Origin of the sequence: Brevibacillus sp. JNUCC-41, from assembly GCF_014844095.1 — a bacterium.
Classification (GTDB): Bacteria; Bacillota; Bacilli; order Bacillales; family DSM-1321; genus Peribacillus; species Peribacillus aracenensis.
Map to the genome: position 1 here is coordinate 4,105,368 of NZ_CP062163.1, position 21,883 is coordinate 4,127,250.

Genomic DNA, 21,883 nt, shown 5'->3' on the forward strand with positions numbered 1-21,883 from the left:
TCAGTATTGCTGCTCTCTAACAAACATCTAGGAGTGATTACATGTTGAGAAATAACTATCGTTATTTTATCATTTTTATGATTATTGTTATTACAATCATAAATTATATTGATAGAGGTGCACTTTCATATGCCCAAGCTGAAATAATCAAGGAGTTCAATTTAGATCCAGTAAGTTGGGGAGCAATCCTGGGGTATTTTGGATATGGATATATATTCGGTGCACTATTTGGTGGTGCTTTAGCAGATAAGAAAGGTCCTAAATTCATGTGGATCATTGCCGGAACTACATGGTCTTTTTTTGAAATTGGGACAATATTCGCAGGTCACATAGGTGCAGCATTATTTGGAGGCTCTGCCTTGGCAGGATTTGCGGTGTTTCGTGTTTTATTTGGTTTAGCTGAAGGACCTACATTATCAACGATGAACCGAACGATGGCAAACTGGGTATCTCCTAAAGAAAAAGGGTTTGCTGTAGCTCTTGGATTAGTGGGGACACCAATTGGAGCATTGATTACTGCACCCATCGTAGTAGGTCTTCTAACATTCACTAACTGGAAAGTAACTTTTGTTATTCTCGGTATATTAGGTTTTATTTGGGTAGCAATTTGGAACAAAGTATTTACAAACTTACCTGAAGATCATCCAAGAGTCTCGAAAACCGAACTAGAAGAAATTCGAAGAGCAGATATTTTAATAAAAGGTGAGACGAAATTAGACGAACAAATAAATGTACCATGGTACCACTTTTTTAAAAACCCTACGTTAGTATTTAATGCAATTGGATATTTTGCCTTTTTATATGTAAATATTCTATTACTTACATGGACCCCCAAATATCTGCAAGATGAATTTAATTATTCACTTTCTTCTCTATCATATATTGGTATGATTCCTTGGGTAGGAGCTATTATCACTGGATTATTAGGTGGTAAAATCTCGGATATATTACGAAGGAAAACAGGGAATTTACGTATTGCAAGATCTTGGTTTACAGTAGTCTCCTTATTTTGTACAGCTGTATGTTTTATGTTGATTCCGACTGTCGAGAGTGCGGCGGCCGTACTTGCTTTAATGTGTATAGGAAATGCCTTTAATTATTTGCCTAATTCCATTTATTGGATCGTGGTTCTGGATACAGAACCGAATAAAGCTGGAACATTTGGCGGGGTAACTCATTTCATTGCGAATCTGGCTACCATAATTGCCCCTACCTTGACTGGAAGTCTTGTCGCCATATATGGATATAATGCCATGTTTATTGCAGCATCAATAGCCGTCACGATTGGCATGTTAGCCATGGTATTCGTGAAGCCTGGCAAAAAAGGCAATTCATCGGAAACCACCACTAATATGGTTAGCTAAGATAAGGCAAATGGATGTATATTAATTACGGATTATGCTTTTCACTTTCAGAAGAAGTTTACAAGAGGAGCCTCCGATGATCTAGTTCCTGCTTTTAAGAGAGCCCGTGCGGTTCCAAAGGATAATAAAGGCCTTGAGCATGAATTTGTCGAGTAAAAACGCTCTTTAACGCCATTTGTGAAGAGTGATTACTAAAGCCTGAATGGCCTTTAAGAATCACTTTAAAAAATAAGGTCTTGATCTTCCATCTCAGCAGATGAATTGGGCTTTTAGAAGTATTTATCCACATGTAATGGTGTTGAATAGTAGGATGGTGATTTATCATCCTACCCATTGGCAGCGTTCAATGCTTTACTGCTTTACAGTGAAATTAAATGAAAGTGTTTCAGGAAATCGGGAAATTAATCTTCCATGTGGAGGGAATTTTATGTGGGTAATTACTATCCATTCGAAAAATGGCATAAAAATGTTTGAGTTTACCACAGAAAAGGAAGCTAGGGAAAAATTTGAGATAATTGAAGGCTGTAAAATCCTTAGTGAAGTCATTTATTTCAATGATAAACAATTGATCCAATCCTAAAACTATATTTTCAAAATGAAATAGTAATTAAAAGGTATAATGGGTTGATATAAATCATAAAAAGATTACAATTTCATAATATTCTTTGCTGAATTTTAGTACGAGTCTTAACCATAAAATGAAAACACCTGTAAGTGCTAGATGTTTGAAGGTCAGAAAATCTCATTATTTAGTGTGAACTGAAATCCAGTCATTTCATTTCAGGTTCAAAACCGGAGTATTGCAGTAAAATTTTTTTGATCCATAAATCTGATAAATCAAAAAATGGAGGGGATTCTTTGAACGAACAAAAATACACTATAGACGATGCCCCATTTAAAAAGTTTCATTTTCGAATTGCTGGACTTACCTTCGGATCAAGCTTCTGTGATGGCTATTCCCTTGGGATTATCGCGATGGCCCTGACAGTATTCGGGCCTCAAATGAATATGAATGCGATGTGGACAGGGCTGATCGGCAGTTCTGCTTTAATCGGTCTGTTTGCTGGATCTTTAATACTTGGAAGACTTTCCGATCGTGTAGGCAGACAGAAAATCTTTCTCGTAAACTTTTTACTTATTACGGTAGCTACCATTTTACAATTTTTTGTCAGCAGTCCAGAAGAGCTGCTTATTTTACGGTTGCTAATCGGTTTTGGACTTGGAGGAGATTACGCTGTCGGTACGACTTTACTCGCCGAGTTTTCACCAAAAAAGTACCGCTCCTCTCTCCTCGCGTCCATAAACGTAGTATGGACGATTGGATATGTAGCATCGAACTTTGTTGGTCATTACCTGGGACAGGGTGGTTCAGACTCATGGCGTTGGATGCTTGTCAGCGCTGCCATTCCAGCTATTGTGGTTTTAATCTTAAGAATAGGAACGCCTGAATCACCAAGATGGCTTGTCAGCATGGGGCGTGTCGAAGAAGCTCGCCGAATTGTAAAAAAACACCTTGGACCGAACGTTGAAATGGGAGAAATGACGACTGGCACTGAAAACCAAAAGACTTTAGGATTTCGTGGACTTTTCAGTAAAAAGCTTCGTAAGCGGATGGCTTTTGGCGGAATATTCAAATTAACTCTTGTTATTCCGTACTTTGCCATTTACACTTTCCTGCCGTCCATACTAAGTACAATGGGTTTTGAACAAAACTTTTTTGCCGATACGATGCTGAATTTATTCTTGCTTGTTGGGGCAATTGTTGGTCTTTGGTTGCTTGCAAAATTTTCTCGTAGAGGATTCACAATCGGGGCATTTACAATCCTTACAGTTTCATTGTTTTCACTCAGCTTCTTACACAATAGTTCTCAATTCTTAATGCTGATAGCCTTTTTGATCTTTACTTTTTTCATGTCAGCAGCATCGAACCTTACACTAGTATACCCAGCAGAGCTTTTTCCAACTGAGATTCGTGGATCGGGAATAGGCATGGTTACGGCAATTAGTCGAATTGGTTCTGCGATTGGAACATTCCTGCTGCCTGTTTCTTTAAGTTCATTTGGATTAGGTGCCTCAATGGCAGGAATGGCAGCCATTCTGCTGGTTGGCTTGATCGTATCGATCGCTTGGGCGCCTGAGACAAAATCGCTTTCACTTAATGATGCCAGTAATCCTTTACTTGAAGCGGGGCACCCTCCGATGGAAACAGATATTCCCTTTACTAAAAATGAAAAAATAACATAAGATTAATTTTCAAGCAAATAAATGAGAAGGACCAAAACTTTTTCTCCTTCTTGATGAGTCATATGAGAGGAGATGTGTAAGGATGACAACTACTAATTGTTCACATCCTATGGATATTAAAGAGGTGGCACTAGGGGATGGTGCGATTTCGATCAAAGAGGTAATTGCGGTTGCAAGATATGGTGCAAAAGTTACTTTCACTGAGCCATATTGTGAAAGAGTAAATAAATCACGAAGCTTAATAGAAAAGTTTTTGGATGATAATAGAATGATTTACGGTGTAACGACTGGTTTTGGCAGTAATATGACAGAAGTGATTTCCCCACAGGACGCAGAAACCCTTCAACGTAATATTGTTCGTTCACATGCTGTTTCAGTAGGGGAAACTCTTGAAAAAGAAGTCGTAAGAGCCATTCAATTGATGATCCTTGTGAATTTAGGCCAGGGCTATTCAGGAGTCCGTTTACAAGTTTTAAATCTGATCGCTTCACTGTTGAATCACGATATACTTCCCTATGTTCCAGGTGAGGGGTCTGTGGGGTATCTGTCTCCTGAAGCACACATGTCTTTATTGGTGATCGGGGAGGGGCGGGCGTGGTACAATGATGAGCTTCTCCCGGGAAAGGATGCGTTAGCGCAAGCTGGATTGAAGCCAGTTACGCTTGGGTGTAAAGAAGGACTGGCTCTTATAAGCGGAACTCCTTCCGTCACTGCGATGGCCGTTCTGGCTTTATACAATAGCATGCAAGCAGCGAAAACCGCGGACATTACGGGAGCTATGTCCTTAGAAGTGCTAAAAGGTACAATAAAAGCATTTGATCCCCGTCCCCATGCATTGAAAAAACATGAGGAACAGGCAATGACAGCCAGAAATGTAACAAGGATTCTTGAAGGCAGCCAAATCATTGATACATACCAGGATCATAGATTACAAGATGCACTAAGCTTACGTTGCATCCCACAAGTCCATGGAGCGATAAAAAGAGTATTGAAAGACGCTGCTGTTACGATTGAGAATGAAATGAATTCCGTAAGTGACAATCCTCTGGTTTTTCCGGAAGAGGAAGATGGAATTGCACTAATGGCTGGAAATTTTGATGGTTCATTTGTTGGGATATACGCGGATGCGATTTCCATAGCGCTAGCAAACTTAGCAAAAATAACAGAACGCAGAATAGATCGGCTTGTAAACCATCACCTTAGTGAATTACCTAATTTCTTAGTGGTTAATCCAGGATTGAATAGTGGCTACATGATTCCACAATATACAGCTGCTGGGCTACTGAATGAAATCAGGGTGTTATCGCATCCAGCCACTATCGATAATGTCCCTACATGCGCAAATCAAGAAGACGTGATAAGTTTTGCTTATTTCGCTTCGAAGAAAGCCTATCGGATTTCGAAGAAACTTGAATATATTTTAGCCATTGAACTGATGACGGCAACGCAAGCAATGGATTTTCATCTGCCATTGAAACCGTCACCGGTCACGGAGGGGGTATATCATTTAGTTCGGAGCGAAGTCCCGATGGTTGAAGAAGACCGCTTTTTCCATCCTGACATTGAAGCGGTTTATCGGCAAATTCATGAAGGAGAAATAGTGAAGCTCGTTGAAATTAAAATCGGGGAAATAGAGTTCTAAAAAACCATGTGGAAGCTGTTTTACTTTATTTTATAAGGTAAAGTGGCTTCCTTTTTTAAAAAAGAAGGTTCATATTTAAAAAGAGGAGGGATGCAAGATGCACTATGATGTAATTGTAATTGGAGCTGGATCTATGGGAATGTCTTCAGGATATTACCTTTCAAAAAAAGGACAAAAAGTATTATTATTGGATTCCTTTGCTCCTCCTCATAATAAGGGCAGCCATCACGGGGAAACAAGAATTATTAGACATGCTTATGGTGAAGGAAGGGAGTATGTATCGTTGGCACTTAAAGCCCAAAAGCTATGGGGTGAATTGGAAAGAAATTCGGGGGAACAATTATTTCTTCCAACGGGGGTCCTGAATGCTGGAAGCGAAAATTCCACTTTCATTAAACAAGTGAAAGCTGGGGCAATGGAATATGGTTTACCTATGGAATTCTTGGATTCACATGAAATTCATGATAGATGGCCTGGTATAACACTGCCAGAAGATTACATTGGTTGCTATGAATCGACTTCTGGCGTGTTGAAAAGTGAAGAGTGCATAAGTGCCTATCAACAACTTGCGAAATCTAATGGTGCCGACATCATTGTAAACAGTGAAGTAAGGAAGATAGTTGTGCATGGTGATGGGGTCACGGTTAAAACGGATGAACAGACATTCCACTCAGGATCTTTAGTGGTTGCAGTTGGGGCATGGGCGCCGAAAATACTGGCGATGTTAAATTTAGACCTGCCGCTAGAACCCATTAGAAAAACATTTGCTTGGTTTCATGCAAATGAAAAATTATATAATCATAATGATTTTCCGGCTTTTTCTTTTGATACTTCAATTGGTACATACTATGGCTTTCCTAGTATAAATGGTTCTGGATTGAAGATAGGGAGACATGATGGAGGAAACCGTATAAATCCTGATGGCTGTATTGAAGGGTTTGGTGAATTGGATGATGATGAGGGTGATTTGGTGAATTTTTTAAGGAAATATATGCCTGCTGATCAAAAAATGAAATTTGGGAAAACTTGCATCTACACCATGACCCCTGATGAGCATTTTATAGTGGATAAACATCCTTATTATCCACACATTGCTATAGCAGCAGGGTTCTCTGGACACGGTTTTAAATTCAGCAGTGTCATGGGTGAAATTTTGAGTGACTTGATTATCTCCGGTACTAGCAAGGAAGATATTTCATTGTTTTCTATTAATCGATTCAATAATTGAATGTCATAATATGCTTCACACCTTAATGCTCTAATCATTGCCGTTGCTTTCTTCCAAAGGAAACAACGGCTTTTTTTATTGCTTAATATTTATGAAGAGCTCTTCTTGTATCCAACTTTAATGTTAGGTTATCTAACAAAGTATTGTCGAAATAATTAGAATATGATAGGATAAGAATATTCCGAAATGCGAAACTCAAATTCCGAATTTCGGAACTTATGGTATTGAGTGAATGAAAGAGTACCTACATATTCATATGGATTATTTACTGAAATTTTCGTTATTAAAGGAGAAGGTCGTATGAACACGGTTGATTTGAATTGTGATTTAGGAGAAAGTTTTGGCGCTTACCGTATTGGTAATGATCAAGAGATTTTGGATTATGTAACATCTGTCAATGTAGCTTGTGGATTCCACGCTGGTGATCCGACCGTCATGAGAAAAACGGTTCAGCTTGCTTTAGGGAAAAATGTCAAAATCGGAGCCCACCCAGGTTTACAGGATTTAATAGGATTTGGAAGGCGCAATATGAATATTTCACCACAGGAAGCTTATGATATTGTCGTCTATCAAATTGGTGCATTAAATGGCTTTCTGCAATCCGAAGGCGGAAGTATGCAGCATGTGAAACCGCATGGGGCATTGTACAATATGGCCGCAAAGAATAAAGAGTTATCCATGGCCATTGCCGAAGCGGTATATAAAGTGAATCCCGAGCTTATCTTATTTGGTTTGTCAGGCAGTGAATTAATACGTGCCGGACAGGCTATCGGATTGCAAACCGGGAGTGAAGTATTTGCCGATCGTACCTACCAACATGATGGTTCATTGACTTCCCGATTGGAAAAGGACGCATTGATCGAAAACGATGATGATGCCATTGCGCAAGTCATTCGCATGGTGAAGGAGGGAAAGGTTCTGTCTCAACAAGGCTCGGATGTGGCTTTAAAAGCAGATACCATTTGTATTCATGGGGACGGGGCACATGCTTTATCCTTTGCTCGTCATATTAAAGAATCTTTACAATTATCTGAAATAACAGTCAAGTCCTTTTCTTGAAAATTCAAAACCATCAGGAGGTAGTTTCCATTGGAGCCAATTAAAAATACAACAGCACAGGAAAAGAATCCAAATAAGCCAAAAACAAACCGCACTTTATTGTTAGGTGCAGCATTCCTAATGGCGACGTCGGCAATAGGACCCGGTTTTTTAATGCAAACAACCGTTTATACCCAAAGTCTTGCGGCAAGTTTCGGATTCGTCATTCTTATTTCGGTCATTCTTGATATATTTGCCCAAACAAATGTATGGCGCATTATTGCTGTATCCGAAAAACGGGGGCAAGAAATTGCAAACATGGTCCTACCAGGGTTGGGCTATGTACTGGCAGCCCTGATCGTTTTGGGCGGGCTGGCATTTAATATTGGAAATATCGCAGGAGCTGGATTAGGTCTGAATGCGATGACGGGAATATCCCCCACGACCGGGGCTGCAATAAGTGCAGTCATCGCGGTACTGATTTTTGTGGTGAAAGAAGCAGGAAAAGCGATGGACCGTTTTACGCAAATTGCCGGATTTTTCATGATTTGTTTGATGGTTTACGTTGCTTGGACAACCTCTCCTCCAGTCGGGGAAGCGGTAGTGAGGACTTTTGCACCTGATAAAATCGATATTATAGCAATTGTAACGTTAGTAGGTGGTTCTGTAGGTGGCTATATTACCTTTGCAGGGGGACACCGTCTCTTGGATGCAGGGGTGAAGGGCGTTGACTCATTACCTCAGGTCACGAAGAGCTCGGTAATGGGGATACTCATAACGACGGTCATGCGTGTTGCCTTATTTCTAGCCGTATTGGGCGTTGTATCGAAAGGTTTACAAATTAATCCCGATAACCCTGCAGCATCCGTTTTTCAACTCGCAGCTGGTAATGTAGGATATAAAATCTTCGGTATCGTCATGTGGGCTGCCGCAATAACATCAGTAGTCGGAGCGGCATATACTTCCGTTTCATTTATCAGAACTTTCAGCGAAAAGATAAATAAGAAGGCGAACTGGATAATCATTGGTTTTATTGTCGTTTCGACCATTTGCTTTCTATTCATTGGTCAACCGGTTAAAGTGCTGCTAGTAGTCGGGGCCATCAATGGACTCATTTTACCAATTGCTCTTGGAACATTGCTAATTGCTGCATATAAGAAAAACATCGTGGGTGATTATAAGCATCCTTTATGGCTAACGATTTCCGGTGTGTTCGTGGTAGTCATCATGGCGTTAATGGGCGTATATACTTTAATGAAACAACTGCCCGCACTTTTTTAACGATTAATGAACGAATATCCATTAAATATAGGTTGAAGTGGTTTGCCAGTTCAAAATAGGAGATGAATACTAATGATCGATCTTTCCCAAGCTACCCCGGCTGAGTTGCGTTCCATGATTCGAAACAATGAATTGATTAAACCGACTGCCGGCATGGCAAACGGTTATGCACAAGCGAACTTAGCCATCTTAAAAAAAGAGCATGCTTTTGATTTTTTATTATTCTGTCAGCGCAACCCTAAATCCTGTCCATTGCTGGACGTTACGGAAATTGGTTCACCCATTCCCGCATTTGCAGCAAAGTCTGGGGATATACGCACCGATATACCTAAATATAGGGTATATAAATATGGAGAATTAGTGGAAGAAGTAACGGATATCTCAAACTACTGGGAAGACGATATGGTTGGATTTTTGATCGGGTGCAGCTTTACATTCGAACACGCCCTTTTGAATAATGATATATCGATACGCCATATTGAAGAGGGATGCAATGTGCCTATGTATAAAACCAATATTCCATGCATTGAAGCAGGGATCTTTCATGGGAAAATGGTAGCTAGCATGCGGCCGATTCCACAAAAGGATGTGGTGAGGGCAGCTCAAGTGACATCGCGGTTTCCAGCAGTTCATGGGGCTCCAATCCATATTGGTGACCCTGAAGCGATCGGTGTTTCCAGCATTCAGCATCCCGATTTTGGAGATCCGGTCACGATTCGTGATGGGGAAGTCCCGGTTTTTTGGGCATGTGGTGTAACGCCGCAATCCATTGCTATGGAGACCAAACCGGAGATCATGATCACGCATGCACCTGGACATATGTTCATAACGGACATTCGTGATGAAAAATTAGGAGTTTTATAACTGACAGAAAGAGATGAGTCCCTATGCCGGAAAAGCTATTGAATATAACTGCATGTACACTTTCTCCATTGGGCGATTCCGCAATCGTGATTACATTCGGGATTGAAATGGAATACAGCATACACAAAAAAATAAAATTGTTAATGGATTTACTTGAAGAGGAACCTTTTGCAGGATTTATAGAATGTGTACCGGCTTTTACTAATTTGACGGTGTTTTATGACCCACTTGTTGTTTATAAGGATCAAAAACAAAGCAAGAATACGGAAATATCTCCTTATGAAGTGGTCCGTTCCATCCTGGAAAGGAAATTAAAGTGTTTAAAAGAAACTAAGAAACTCTCACATCGAACAGTTTCCATTCCCGTGTGCTATGGGAAGGAATATGGACCGGATTTGGAATATGTTGCCCGTTATAATGATTTGACTACTGATGAAGTCATTCACATTCATTCAACCGGGGAGTATTTGGCCTATATGATCGGGTTCGCACCTGGTTTCCCGTTTCTTGGCGGAATGTCGGAAGAAATCGCGACACCTAGGCGTTCCTCTCCCCGAATGACCATTCCGGCAGGGGCAGTAGGAATCGCCGGTATGCAAACGGGTGTATATCCTATATCAACACCTGGTGGATGGCAATTGATCGGACAGACGCCATCCAAACTATTTTTACCAAATGTAAATCCTCCAAGTCTATTACGAGCAGGAGACATTGTGAAGTTCCATCCGATTTCGGATCAAGAATATAAAGAAATGATCCTTAAGGAGGGATTACAGTGAGCCTGCGTATAATCAAACCGGGATTATTGACTAGTATACAGGATCTTGGAAGAAAAGGATTTCAGCAACATGGGGTGATTGTAAGCGGGGCAATGGATGGACATTCTTTACGAATTGCCAATATGTTGGTTGGAAATGAAGAAGGAGAAGCGGCATTGGAAATTACTTTAATGGGTCCGACCATTAAAATCGAGAAGAATTGCCTGATTTCGATAACGGGTGGAAATTTATCACCTACAATCGATAATCACTCTGTACCGATGTGGAAGCCTATTCTAGTGAAAAAAGGATCGATTCTTCGCTTTGAAGGGTGTAAATCAGGTTGCAGGGCGCACTTATCAGTGTCGGGTGGCTTCGCCATTCCTGAAGTTATGGAGAGTAAAAGCACCTATCTAAGGGCTGGGATTGGCGGCTATATGGGGAGGGCATTAAAGGCTGACGATGTCTTGGAGTTTAATGAACCTTCGAAAATTATTGGTGATCGGGCGTTCAAAGGTTCATTTTCCTTCCCAATGTGGTTTGTCAATGAGAAGGAGTTCATGCCAAGAGGAAAACCTCTCATCCGTTTCATCGATGGAAGCCAATATGAAAGCTTCACAGATTCATGTAAAGATAGTTTTGTTGCGGGGGCATTTAAAGTTTCCAATCAATCCGACCGCATGGGATATAGATTATCAGGACCGACACTGGAATTAAAGGATAATGGGGAATTATTATCTGAAGCGGTCACAAATGGGTCCGTTCAGGTTCCTCCTGATGGAAACCCGATCATTCTCCTTGCGGATAGCCAAACAACTGGTGGATATCCTAAGATAGCACAGGTGATCACGGCAGATTTACCAATTATCGCGCAGGTCAAACCAGGTGAATCCATTCAGTTCTCACGGGTGAACTTAAAGGAGGCTGAAAAGCTTTTGCTGCAAAAAGAACGGCAATTGAAGGAATTGCAAGCTTCGATTTCCTTAGCCCTGAACAAGTGGCTGGATATATAATTCCGGTCGCAAACGATGAGAAAGTACTCTTTAAGAGGCTTTCTTTTTTGTTTCATTATACAAGGTAAACGATAAGAGGTTTCCTTTCTTTCCCCTTTACCTATGATACTTTTGAATTTGGCTTTTTTTCGGAAGAGGGGAGAAGCTGAAATACATTTTTTACCCAAAAAATCTTGAACCTAACATCCCCATGCCAACTTATCTCTATTATTACCTAACTTCCAATTAGGAATTTTCCAAAAGGGTAATAATGGAATTTAGGAGTATTGACCGTTCTGACAACAGAACGTTTTTTTTATTTTCAAAAGTTAAGGGGATTTTTCCAAAAGGATAGGGAAGTTCCACGATATAGAACAATCGGGGAAGACCTTACAATAAGGGTGAGGAATTACCATTTACTGTATTATTCAAGAAGCATTAACAAATATAGGGAAATATGCCCAAACCTAAGATGCTACAGTGACAATCCGGGAAATAGAAGAAGAAGTTCGTGTGGAAATAGAAGATAAAGGAAAGGGCTTTGATATAGAAAAAGTTACCCGCGGAGTCGGCTTATTCAGTATGGAGGAGAGAGCCAGAGCTTCCGGCGGAAACCTTATTCTTCATTCTGGTGAAGGAAAAGGGACAAAAGTAATATTGAAAATGCCTTTATAGTGAATGGGTTTTCGTAATGATGAAGAAACTTATTCCTCTAGCTTAAGCATTTCCCATTAACGCTCTTAATATGGAAACTTGCAGGATGTTAAAATTTATTCGATTAGGACGTCAGAGCATTTACGAAAAAACAATGAATACGGTTATATCGCATTACATCCTTTCTTCCATGTTTTATAATAGAATGATAGTTAAGGAAAACTTGTATCATGAAAGGAGAAAATGTATGCAGGCACATAACAAGACCGTCGTGAAATCCATGCAAATCCTAACCCTTTTCATAAATCATCCGAAACTGACTTTTAATGAAATGATGGAACTTTCCAATTTGCCGAAAACGTCGTTACATCGTATGGTGGGATCATTGGAGGAAATGGGGTTTTTAACAAAGGACGATGATGGCCATTATTCACTTGGACTGATATTCCTGCAGTTTGGCCAACTGGTAGGAGAACGTTTGGATATCAGGTCTATCGCCTATCCCATCATGAAAGACCTTCGGGATGATGTTGAAGAAGCAGTGAATTTAATTGTGAGGGATAAGGATGAAGCGATGTATATTGAAAAGGTGGACACCCTGCATCCTGTTCGCCTTTATACCTCCATTGGTAGACGTTCGCCATTGTACGCTGGCGATTCTCGAATCATCCTAGCGTATTTGCCGGAAGAAGAGCGGGACAATTATTTGGGAAGCGTTCAATTAAAACCAATCGCCATTGGAACGATAACGGATAAAACTAAACTCCGTCATGCTTTGGATGAAGCGAGAGTGGATGGTTACACGATAACTTCATCAGAACTTGAGGATTATACAAAAGCGGTGAGTGCACCGATACTCAATGGTAAAGGTCAAATAGTAGCCGGTATTAGTGTGGCTGGGATTGAAGCAAGATTTCAGGAAGATCGCTTGCCTGAATTGATTGATAAAGTAACGAAAGCCGCCAAGGCCATTTCCGTGAAACTGGGTTCTCAAACACATTAATGAAAATGGAAAAATCATATCATTTTCGGAATATATTTTCCTGAAATAAGATAATGTACATAAGATAGTGGATTCTATATGCAGGAAGCAGAGCCACCGCATATGGTGGTTTTTTGGCATGTTGGTATGCAATACTATCTGAGCCAGGAAGAAAAGGTGAACCATTCGCGGTTCACCTTTTTTAATATAGTAAGACTTATACGAAAGAGTGATGGTTAGCCATTAAATATGCACAAAGTCAGATTGATTTATATTTCTCGGCACCCCGATGTCAGCCATTGTAAGTAAACCAGGTTTACGGAGGGCATCCATTTGTTTAGCGGTATTGATAATCATCGCAGCGGTTGCGGTATCTCCAAAAATTCCATTGGGAACAATCAGCCTTTGGGATTCGTTCCCATCAATAACGATCTCATCTTCTTGTTTAATACCTGCAGACATCGTTAAATCCAAGGAAATTTCCTTTCCGTCCAGGGTCTTGCCCGTGGAGATTTGATGAAGCCCATTAACATCCCCAGGTTTTATAGTAGTTAGCGGAACGGTCATATTTTCGCTTGCAATCGTTGGTTCAATGGTATTGACAACACTTGAAAGTTCCCAATTCAGCCCATAAGCGATTAACCTAACAGACTCCTCAAGACCTACATGCCCAATTTTATCCCGTTCAGCTAAAAATTCAAATTCTTCTCTGGTCATCCCGATTCCGACCTTTTTTTGTAAGGGGAGGCGCCTTTTCGAAACATCAACTTTACGATTGACCTTGATTTGGTTAACTGTGGTCAATACTGTTGTAAAAGAAATGGCCATAGTATCCATGATGTAACCTGGATTGATTCCGGTCCCAATGACACTAAGCCCTTTTGCTTTAGCATAATCATCTATTTCCTTTGAAAGTTGAGGGTAGCGATGCCAAGGGAAAGAAAGCTGTTCACAGGTGGAAACCACTGAAAAGCCGTGATCTAGAAGCTCCTTGATCTGGGGCCAAACATGTTGTGCGTTGGAACCGGTTGCATGTAATGCGATAGGGTGGTCAGCTTCCGTATTTACTTCTTGTATATGGGAAACTACAAACTTGTTCGTTTCCTTTTCATTGATTAGTAAGCCAATATCCTTTCCTGCCTTTTCGGGGTCAATATCGACAACACCGATAATCGATTGAGGATTCGTTTGATAAGCACTGCGTAGAATTTCAATACCGATGGGACCCAGACCGAATACTGCGAATTCAGAAAATTGCATTGTCATTCATCTCTCATCCTTTCAAATAACTTATAACAAAATGCTAACATTGAGTGATAAATAATAAAAATAGTTAATTTTTATATATTTATAAAGAATCGTTATAAAAGGAAATACGACAATGAATGAAAGGATATAGTGGAGAATCATAATTCAACGGTGTTACCCATCGAAGGGGTTGTGGAATTGCGGTTGACGAATCATATGCTTTATCACCTCAAGCGGCAGCATATATTGGGGTGTTGGACAGGAATCCAAGGTTATCTGCTTGGAGAAACCGCCATACTTTTCACGTTTAAAACCTTTTACTTGAATGGACCTAGACTAAGTAGGTCTTCAGTCCGTAGTATCCCCGGATTTTGGACATGATGGACATTTTCTTGCTTCGGTTAATGAAGTTTCAAAAAAATTATTGAGGTGCATTACTTAAGGCTCGGTTAAGGTGTTGTTTCGGGTTGTTTTCATCGAAACAACACCATATTTAGTTCTGTATATAAAACTACTTTTTCTGTTGAAAAAATATAAAACTGAATATTATTGACTATTATGAAAATTCAATATAACATTAAATATCGGTAACATTGTTTTTTATATAAAACAATAATTGCTACTGTCTTTGGAAAGGGGGAGTTGATGAAGTTTAATAGACATTTTCTTATTGAAATCATGAAAGCGCATTCAAAAGAGCCTGTTAAAAGGGGGAAATAACATGTTACAAGGACAAAAAAGATGGCTGTACATTGCGATTCCTATTTTTTTCTTCTGGTTTTTCGGCCAGATTGATAAAGTAGGTATCTCTGTTATCCAAACAGATCCGGGATTCTTAAGTGATCTTGGTTTAATTGGCCTGGATAAAAATGCGAAAATTGGCTTGATCTCCTTTATATTCATGATTTCATACTCCTGTTCCAACATTTTTTGGGGAGTTATTATCGACAAGTTAGGGGCAAGGAAAACAGCCGTTTTGGGTTTACTGGTATGGACAGCGACAATGGTCATGGGAGGGCTGTCCACTTCATACGAAATGTTTTTGATTAGTAGGGTCATCCTCGGAATTGGGGAAGGTATGATGATCCCGATATCGGGTAAATTCATCTCGAATTGGTTTAATAAACGAGAGCTAGGAAGGGCACAGTCATTCTGGATTACAGGTAACTACCTTGGCCCGGCAGTGGGTACTGTTATGCTCATTCTAATTATTTCAACGTTTCATTGGCAGGCCGCGTTCTTTGCTCTCGCCGCCTTTAACTTGTTTATAAATATTCCCATGTTCCTGTTTTTGACTCGTAATACGCCAGAAGAACATCCACGCATGAGTGAGGAAGAAGTCTCCTATATTCGCCAAAAAGACGAAGCGGATGCTGTTCAGTCGAAGCAATTCTTTGCAAAGGATTATCGTTATTGGATTGTTTGGTTCGGCAATTTGATGTCGTCCTTTCTTTTCTTTGGAATCAGTATTTGGCTGCCTACATATCTCGTTGAGGCAAAAGGCTTTGAAAGGGAAGCAATGACTGGCATTACTTCATTATCGTGGCTTTTCGCGCTCGGATTTGTCCTGGCTGGAGGATTTCTGGCTGACAAAACGAAGCGCCCGAGTTTGCTTGCGACGATTCTGTTCATACTGACAGCTATATTTTTGACGATCGCTGTCATTGCACCAAATCCTATTTTTGCCGGCGTTTCAATGGGGCTCGCAATGGGAACTCAGGGGGGAATGTTCCATCTAACCAATTTCTTCATCATCAAGTTTTCAACGCCTGAAACAGCGGGTCGCGCAGCCGGTTTAATGGGGTTCACAAATATTATGGGTGGATTTTCAAGCTATATTATGGGGTGGAGCCGCGATATGTCCGGAGGTGATTTTGGTCCATCCATTGCTATGCTGATCGTAGCAGCCACTCTAGGGTTTGTGGCGTACTTGTTTATGATTAAACAAGAAGTTGCCGAATATCACCTAAGTAATACGACAGGAAACAAATTAGCTTTATAGAGAGCAAAAAGTTAATATAATACTTTTTTTAGTAGGGTCGCTCAGTAAGAAGAGTGCTGGATTCTTACTGAGAAACCACTATGAAATCTTGAATACTCATTGAAGGGTACATAGGAGTAAGGATAACCACAGATTGATAGAGAACAAGTAACGTTTTTTCCCGAACGATGGCTTCAGTTTTTTTGCAGCTTACATTGACAATAAAGCGATTACATTTTAGAATTGTTTATATGAAAAAACATTGTTTTGAATATAAAACAAATTATACTCGCGTACAAGTCGTATGCTTGAATGGATCTTAGGATAACCGTTCATCACGGTTGAAAGATAGCAGAAGGGGTGGAGACAATGGGCATGGCCTTAAAAGATAAAGTCGTATTGATTACAGGGGGAGCTTCTGGAATAGGGGAAGCTGTCACACGCCGTTTTATACAAGAAGGAGCAAAAGTGAGCATTATCGGCCGCTCTATAGACAAGTTAGCGAAAATGAAAGAAGAATTTGGTGAAAATATCCTTACTTATCAGGGAGATGTAAGCAAATACGAAGACAATGAGCAAGCGGTCCAAGCTACTGTTGAGCAATTCGGAAAGTTAGATGTTTTCGTTGCGAATGCCGGCGTGTTCGATGGATTTGCCAAATTTGCCGATGTGACTCCTGAGGCGCTTTTCGAAGCGTATGATTTCCTTCTCAACATTAACGTAAAAGGCTCTTTTTTCGGGGCTAAAGCCGCACTTGAAGAACTGAAAAAAACAAATGGCAATATTATTTTTACCGTATCCGGTGCAAGTTTTTATCCAGATGGCGGCGGTGTTTGGTACACAGCGAGCAAACACGCCCAAATTGGATTGATGCGCCAGCTTGCGTTCGAACTATCTCCTTCCATCCGGGTAAATGCGGTAGCCCCAGGGGGGACATTGACAGCACTCACGGTGATTCCACCGCTGCGCCCATTTGTGAAAATCGTCGATAATGATACGAAAGCAAGCAGCATTAAAAAACGGAATATTCTTCAACTTGCCCAGATGCCGGAAGATCACGTTGCGGCGTATGTACTGTTAGCTTCTGACGAATCACGCGCGATAACCGGTGAAATCATTTCCAGCGACGGCGGATTGTCAGTGCGAGGACTTGGCTAAGCTGGCACAGTTTTTGAATACTGTTTAAGTTAAGTTGTAAGGCGGGAACGAAAGTCGATTTTCCTGCTTATCTTCAAGAAAAAGGAAGCAATTTCTAAATCAAATCAAAACGAAAGCTTTTTCCAGGCGAAATATTAATTTAGTAAATCATTTTCTAGTTTAAGTAAATATATTTCAAGTTATTACAGTTTTCAAAACTGTTTGTTAAAAGTTTTGCCAAAAACAAATAAGGGGGACTGATAGCATGCCATACGTAAAAGTAGAAGATTTAAGCATTCATTATGAAATAGAGGGCACTGGGGAACCTTTAGTATTATTACATGGTATGAGCAATAATTCACAGTCTTGGAAGGAACAGATCCAGGAATTAAATGAGCATTATACAGTAATTGCCTGGGATGCCCCGGGTTATGGGAAAAGTTCAGATCCAGCAGAAGAATTTAGAAGTTTTAAAGAGTTTGCGCGTATTCTGAACGGCTTGATGGATCAGCTAAAGTTGGGAAAAATCCACCTGCTCGGCCATTCAATGGGAGCGGCAATTGCGATAGAGTACTGTTGCCTGTACCCAGATAAGATTAATAAACTAATATTAGCCGATTCGACAAGAGGGGCTGCTGCTCTAACTCCGGAAGAGAATGAGACAAAATTGAAAAATCGATTATTTTCAATTGAAAACCAATCTACTGAGGAGATAGCGGAAAAGAGGATACATGCACTGCTATCCCCCCATGCTTCAGAAAAAGTACATACACGAGTAAAAGAGATTATGACACAGATAAGACCAGCAGGATATCGTTCGGTAGCATATTCACTTTATCATCTAAATCAAATGAAATCGTTATTTCATATAGATGTTCCTGTTCTTGTAATTTGCGGTGAGTTGGATACTGTAACTCCTATTAAGGAGTCGGAAGCAATTCATGAAGAGTTAATAAACTCCCGGCTAGTGATAATTCCAGAGGGCGGTCACCTGTGCTACCAGGAAAATCCTGAAAAGTTTAATTCAAGCATTTTGGAATTTTTGAACGATATTGAGTAAGGAAAAAACAAATTCGATTGCTTAAGGCTTCTCTAAATGCCTTAGGAAAAAAGGTTTTAGATTATAGAGAGGAATGGAAAGTGAAAATGGCTAATTTTACAATCGTGGATAAAGAAACTTGTATTGCCTGCGGAGCTTGTGGTGCTTCAGCTCCGGATATTTATGATTACGATGAAGAAGGTATTGCGTATGTTATATTGGATAATAATGGCGGGGCAGTGATTATACCTGAAGAACTCGAGGAAGATATGATAGATGCTTCAGAAGGATGTCCAACCGATTCTATAAAAGTGGCTCAAGTATCCTTTGATGGTAATCCTAATAAATTTGAATAATATATATAGAAATATATTCAATAAGGGCGTTTCTACTGATTATAGATTTAAAGATTTTAAAACTAAGGAAATTGAAGTCACTAGTTTGTCTTTTGAAAGGGTGGATATTTAACCGATCTTCTCCATCATTATTAGAAGAGGAAAAGGAAGAAATACTTGTGGAGACATTACAAGTCAATCCCTTACAACCTGTAGTTCATGTTCAGTATGAACAACCAACTTAGAAAAACAAGGAGTGATTACATTGACAGAAGATAAGAAAGTCTATGACATAACAATTATTGGCGGCGGCCCAGTTGGTTTGTTTACGGCGTTCTATGGCGGAATGAGGCAAGCAAAGGTGAAAATCCTTGAAAGTCTTCCTCAATTGGGAGGACAGCTTTCGGCTCTTTATCCCGAAAAATTCATTTATGATATAGCTGGATTTCCAAAAGTAAGGGCGCAGGAATTGATAGAGAATTTAAAAGAACAAATGAAAGTATTCGAACCAACCATTTGTCTTGAAGAAGCAGTTGAACAGATGGAAAAGCAAGAAGACGGAACATTTAAGATCACCACAAACCTCGATACTCATTTTTCTAAATCAGTAATCATTACTGCTGGAAATGGAGCCTTTCAACCCCGTAAACTGGAATTGGACGATTCAACACAGTTCGAAAATAAGAATTTGCATTATTTCGTGAATGATATGAACCGATTTAAAGGAAGAAAAGTGGCGATTCTAGGCGGTGGGGATTCTGCTGTTGATTGGGCCCTTATGTTAGAACCGATTGCAAAAAAGGTAACATTGATTCACAGAAGAGATAAATTCCGTGCCCATGAACATAGTGTAGAAAAATTAGTGAATTCCTCCGTTGAGGTCAAAACACCTTATATTCCCTCCGAGCTGGTTGGAGCAGATCAAATTACTCAAATTGTTTTAGAGCATACAAAGACTCAACAAAAAGAAGTGGTTGACGTAGATGATTTAATTATTAATTACGGCTTTGTCTCTTCTCTTGGAGCGATTAAAGAGTGGGGTCTAAACATCAATAAAAATGCAATTATCGTAAATTCCAAACAAGAAACGAACATTTCAGGCATTTACGCGGCCGGGGATATTTGTACGTATGATGGAAAGGTTAAATTAATTGCTTCCGGATTTGGTGAAGGTCCTACGGCAGTTAATAATGCCAAAGCGTATATTGACCCCATGGCGAAAGTTCAGCCATTGCATAGTACTTCCTTATTTGGTTGATATAATTGGCATCAAGACTCTTCTGAAGAAATGAAAGTACGTAGCGAGAATCCAGAATAAAAGTGATGAATAGGGGTCTCGATAGTCCTGATTTTGGATGGAGATGAAACTTAAAGCAGAAATCGGGGCTTTACAGGTTTAGTTGCCTTATGAACTAACAGTTGATAGTTCAGCAAAGGAGACAGGCCAAGATGACTGAAAACTAAAAGTCGAATTCCTTCACGGTTAGGAATTCGACTTTTTAGTTTGTTTAAGTAACGCCCCTATAGCGATTTTTCACAATATTAAACTTTGTAAGTAAAAGATAGAAATGATCATGCTTGTTAATGGTAAATAGCGGGTTCGTTTCTAACGACATCCACGGTAATTCTGCCACACATGGGGCGGTTCGGTTATACCTCTGGTGAAATAAGATCCCATTGCCCCTATGATGGCTGAAACAAATAATTTAAGAGCTGAATCGATCGGAACAACAAAATATTCATAATGGCCAGTGACCATGCTTTTTACCATTGTATGAATATGATTAAATTAGGATGGACTTCTGCGAAATACGGACCAAAGGATAGGTGATACTTAATACGAAATCTTAAACAATGCGAGTCGTGAAAATTTTTCGATAACGGGTATCTTGTCTAAACTCATTCAAATGTTCCCTTTATCAAAGGAATGCCTTTTTCTACCATAACTTGTCCTCTTGCCATTACCGTGCTGATTGCCAAATTTTCCTTTTGCAATAGTACGATATCTGCATCCATCCCGGTTTGGATATTGCCCTTGTTTGATAGTTTCAGCACTTGTGCGGGATTAGTGGTGATGACCTTCAGTGCCGTTTCAAGGGGAATTCCTTCTTCTAAAACAGAATCACGCACTTCCTGATATAGCGAAGATACTTTTCCCACTTGAAGGCCCGCATACTCTCCATGGGTGTTGAAAAACGGGAGGCTGGCCTGTCCGTCAGAAGAGAAGGTAATGTGTTCGACTGGTATCCCTTCTTCAAGCATCATTCGCAAGGCAATGCTGCACTTCACTTCGCCATCATCCAGAAACTGAGGAATGGTGCTTGTTGTAAAGTCTACGTACCCGCCGCGCTTAGCGTAATCAATTCCCGCCTTGAATAATTCTTCATTTCGGTTGATATGTGTCGGGTGGAGCTGCCGAATCGGAATGTTGGTTTTATCAGCAATAGCATGTAACAACGAGAGCTCGCCATCTCCATCTCCTACATGAACTTCTAAAATACCTGCTTTTCCTGACAGAATACCGCCGTTGCGTGCCGCTGCGGCGATTTTGGCCAATTCTTCAAAAGTGGGTTCTGATGATCTATGGTCCGAGATGGCAATCTCCCCGACACCGATGATTTTGTCGATGAAAATAAGGTCATCTTCGATTTTTCCTGTCAATGTTTTTACTGGCACTTGGTAGGAACCTGTATGAATGAAGCAGGAAATACCCTCTTCTTCAAGAGCCCGGGCCTTGGCAAGCAGGCTTTCCATTCTACGCGTAGTTCCGTCCGTACCGAGCAAGCCGACCAGGGTTGTAATGCCGGAAGTCGTAATATCCGTAAGCATCAGCTCGGGGGTGCGGGTTTTGAATCCGCCCTCACCGCCTCCGCCAATAATATGAACATGTGAATCTATGAAACCTGGAACAACTAGAAGGTTGGTCGCATCAATGATATGAATAGGAGCAAAGTTGTTAGGAATTTCGATTCTGTCATCGATGAATGCAATTTTATCATTTGTGATCAAAACGTCTTTCCGTCCTAAGTAATTGGGTGAGTATATCTCGCCATTTTTGATTAAAGTAAGCAATGTGTTTTTTCCTCCTGTGATTAA

At 40.2% G+C, this 21,883-nt stretch carries 19 protein-coding genes; 17 read left to right on the forward strand and 2 right to left on the reverse strand.

Features of this window, described 5'->3' with window-relative positions; translation table 11 throughout:
- Nucleotides 1-41: 41 nt before the first annotated feature.
- The 12 genes from JNUCC41_RS19970 to JNUCC41_RS20025 all read left to right on the forward strand — a co-directional run bounded on the left by JNUCC41_RS19970 (nt 42) and on the right by JNUCC41_RS20025 (nt 13,068).
- Nucleotides 42-1,364: an MFS transporter gene (locus JNUCC41_RS19970; protein ID WP_192204492.1), complete on the forward strand. Its 1,323-nt coding sequence runs from the start codon at nt 42-44 to the stop codon at nt 1,362-1,364.
- A 427-nt stretch (nt 1,365-1,791) separates the two neighbouring features.
- Nucleotides 1,792-1,944 carry a hypothetical protein gene (locus JNUCC41_RS19975; protein ID WP_192204493.1) on the forward strand — a complete coding sequence of 51 codons (153 nt, stop codon included), beginning with the start codon at nt 1,792-1,794 and terminating at the stop codon, nt 1,942-1,944.
- A gap of 278 nt (nt 1,945-2,222) precedes the next feature.
- Nucleotides 2,223-3,608 carry an MFS transporter gene (locus JNUCC41_RS19980; RefSeq protein WP_192204494.1) on the forward strand — a complete coding sequence of 462 codons (1,386 nt, stop codon included), beginning with the start codon at nt 2,223-2,225 and terminating at the stop codon, nt 3,606-3,608.
- 82 nt (nt 3,609-3,690) lie between these two features.
- Entirely contained in the window at nt 3,691-5,250 is a 1,560-nt protein-coding gene (hutH, locus tag JNUCC41_RS19985) for a histidine ammonia-lyase (RefSeq protein ID WP_192204495.1), read from the forward strand.
- A 97-nt stretch (nt 5,251-5,347) separates the two neighbouring features.
- Entirely contained in the window at nt 5,348-6,478 is a 1,131-nt protein-coding gene (gene solA, locus JNUCC41_RS19990) for an N-methyl-L-tryptophan oxidase (protein ID WP_192204496.1), read from the forward strand.
- A gap of 300 nt (nt 6,479-6,778) precedes the next feature.
- A complete protein-coding gene (pxpA, locus tag JNUCC41_RS19995) occupies nt 6,779-7,537 on the forward strand; it encodes a 5-oxoprolinase subunit PxpA (protein WP_192204497.1) in 759 nt (252 codons plus the stop codon).
- A 120-nt stretch (nt 7,538-7,657) separates the two neighbouring features.
- Entirely contained in the window at nt 7,658-8,797 is a 1,140-nt protein-coding gene (locus JNUCC41_RS20000; RefSeq protein ID WP_192208245.1) for an NRAMP family divalent metal transporter, read from the forward strand.
- Between the two features lie 72 nt (nt 8,798-8,869).
- Nucleotides 8,870-9,661, forward strand: a complete 792-nt coding sequence (locus tag JNUCC41_RS20005; RefSeq protein ID WP_192204498.1) for a putative hydro-lyase — start codon at nt 8,870-8,872, stop codon at nt 9,659-9,661.
- 23 nt (nt 9,662-9,684) lie between these two features.
- On the forward strand, nt 9,685-10,440 hold the full coding sequence (pxpB, locus tag JNUCC41_RS20010) for a 5-oxoprolinase subunit PxpB (RefSeq protein ID WP_192204499.1): 756 nt from the start codon (nt 9,685-9,687) through the stop codon (nt 10,438-10,440).
- On the forward strand, nt 10,437-11,432 hold the full coding sequence (locus JNUCC41_RS20015) for a 5-oxoprolinase subunit C family protein (protein WP_192204500.1): 996 nt from the start codon (nt 10,437-10,439) through the stop codon (nt 11,430-11,432). Before pxpB ends, JNUCC41_RS20015 begins: the two co-directional genes overlap by 4 nt.
- Nucleotides 11,433-11,891: 459 nt before the next feature.
- Nucleotides 11,892-12,086, forward strand: a complete 195-nt coding sequence (locus tag JNUCC41_RS20020) for an ATP-binding protein (RefSeq protein ID WP_192204501.1) — start codon at nt 11,892-11,894, stop codon at nt 12,084-12,086.
- A gap of 226 nt (nt 12,087-12,312) precedes the next feature.
- Entirely contained in the window at nt 12,313-13,068 is a 756-nt protein-coding gene (locus JNUCC41_RS20025; RefSeq protein WP_192204502.1) for an IclR family transcriptional regulator, read from the forward strand.
- A gap of 222 nt (nt 13,069-13,290) precedes the next feature.
- On the opposite strand, the gene JNUCC41_RS20030 is transcribed toward JNUCC41_RS20025, so the two are convergent.
- Complete coding sequence (locus tag JNUCC41_RS20030) at nt 13,291-14,313, reverse strand: NAD(P)H-dependent amine dehydrogenase family protein (protein WP_192204503.1); 1,023 nt, start codon at nt 14,311-14,313, stop codon at nt 13,291-13,293.
- Between the two features lie 703 nt (nt 14,314-15,016).
- Between JNUCC41_RS20030 and JNUCC41_RS20035 the strand changes: the two genes are divergently transcribed.
- The 5 genes from JNUCC41_RS20035 (at nt 15,017) to JNUCC41_RS20055 (ending at nt 20,045) form a co-directional block, all read left to right on the forward strand.
- Nucleotides 15,017-16,297 (forward strand): MFS transporter, encoded by a 1,281-nt coding sequence (locus JNUCC41_RS20035; RefSeq protein WP_192204504.1) that lies wholly within the window; start codon nt 15,017-15,019, stop codon nt 16,295-16,297.
- Between the two features lie 348 nt (nt 16,298-16,645).
- Nucleotides 16,646-17,434, forward strand: coding sequence for an SDR family NAD(P)-dependent oxidoreductase (locus JNUCC41_RS20040; RefSeq protein ID WP_228467389.1), 789 nt, complete (start codon nt 16,646-16,648; stop codon nt 17,432-17,434).
- A 244-nt stretch (nt 17,435-17,678) separates the two neighbouring features.
- Entirely contained in the window at nt 17,679-18,473 is a 795-nt protein-coding gene (locus JNUCC41_RS20045; RefSeq protein WP_192204505.1) for an alpha/beta fold hydrolase, read from the forward strand.
- 86 nt (nt 18,474-18,559) lie between these two features.
- The gene (locus tag JNUCC41_RS20050) at nt 18,560-18,808 is read left to right on the forward strand and encodes a ferredoxin (protein ID WP_192208247.1); all 249 of its coding nucleotides are present in this window, start codon (nt 18,560-18,562) and stop codon (nt 18,806-18,808) included.
- Nucleotides 18,809-19,052: 244 nt separating this feature from the next.
- A complete protein-coding gene (locus tag JNUCC41_RS20055) occupies nt 19,053-20,045 on the forward strand; it encodes an NAD(P)/FAD-dependent oxidoreductase (protein WP_192204506.1) in 993 nt (330 codons plus the stop codon).
- A gap of 641 nt (nt 20,046-20,686) precedes the next feature.
- Here the strand turns inward: JNUCC41_RS20055 and iadA are convergent.
- The gene (gene iadA, locus JNUCC41_RS20060; protein ID WP_192204507.1) at nt 20,687-21,859 is read right to left on the reverse strand and encodes a beta-aspartyl-peptidase; all 1,173 of its coding nucleotides are present in this window, start codon (nt 21,857-21,859) and stop codon (nt 20,687-20,689) included.
- Nucleotides 21,860-21,883 lie beyond the last annotated feature (24 nt).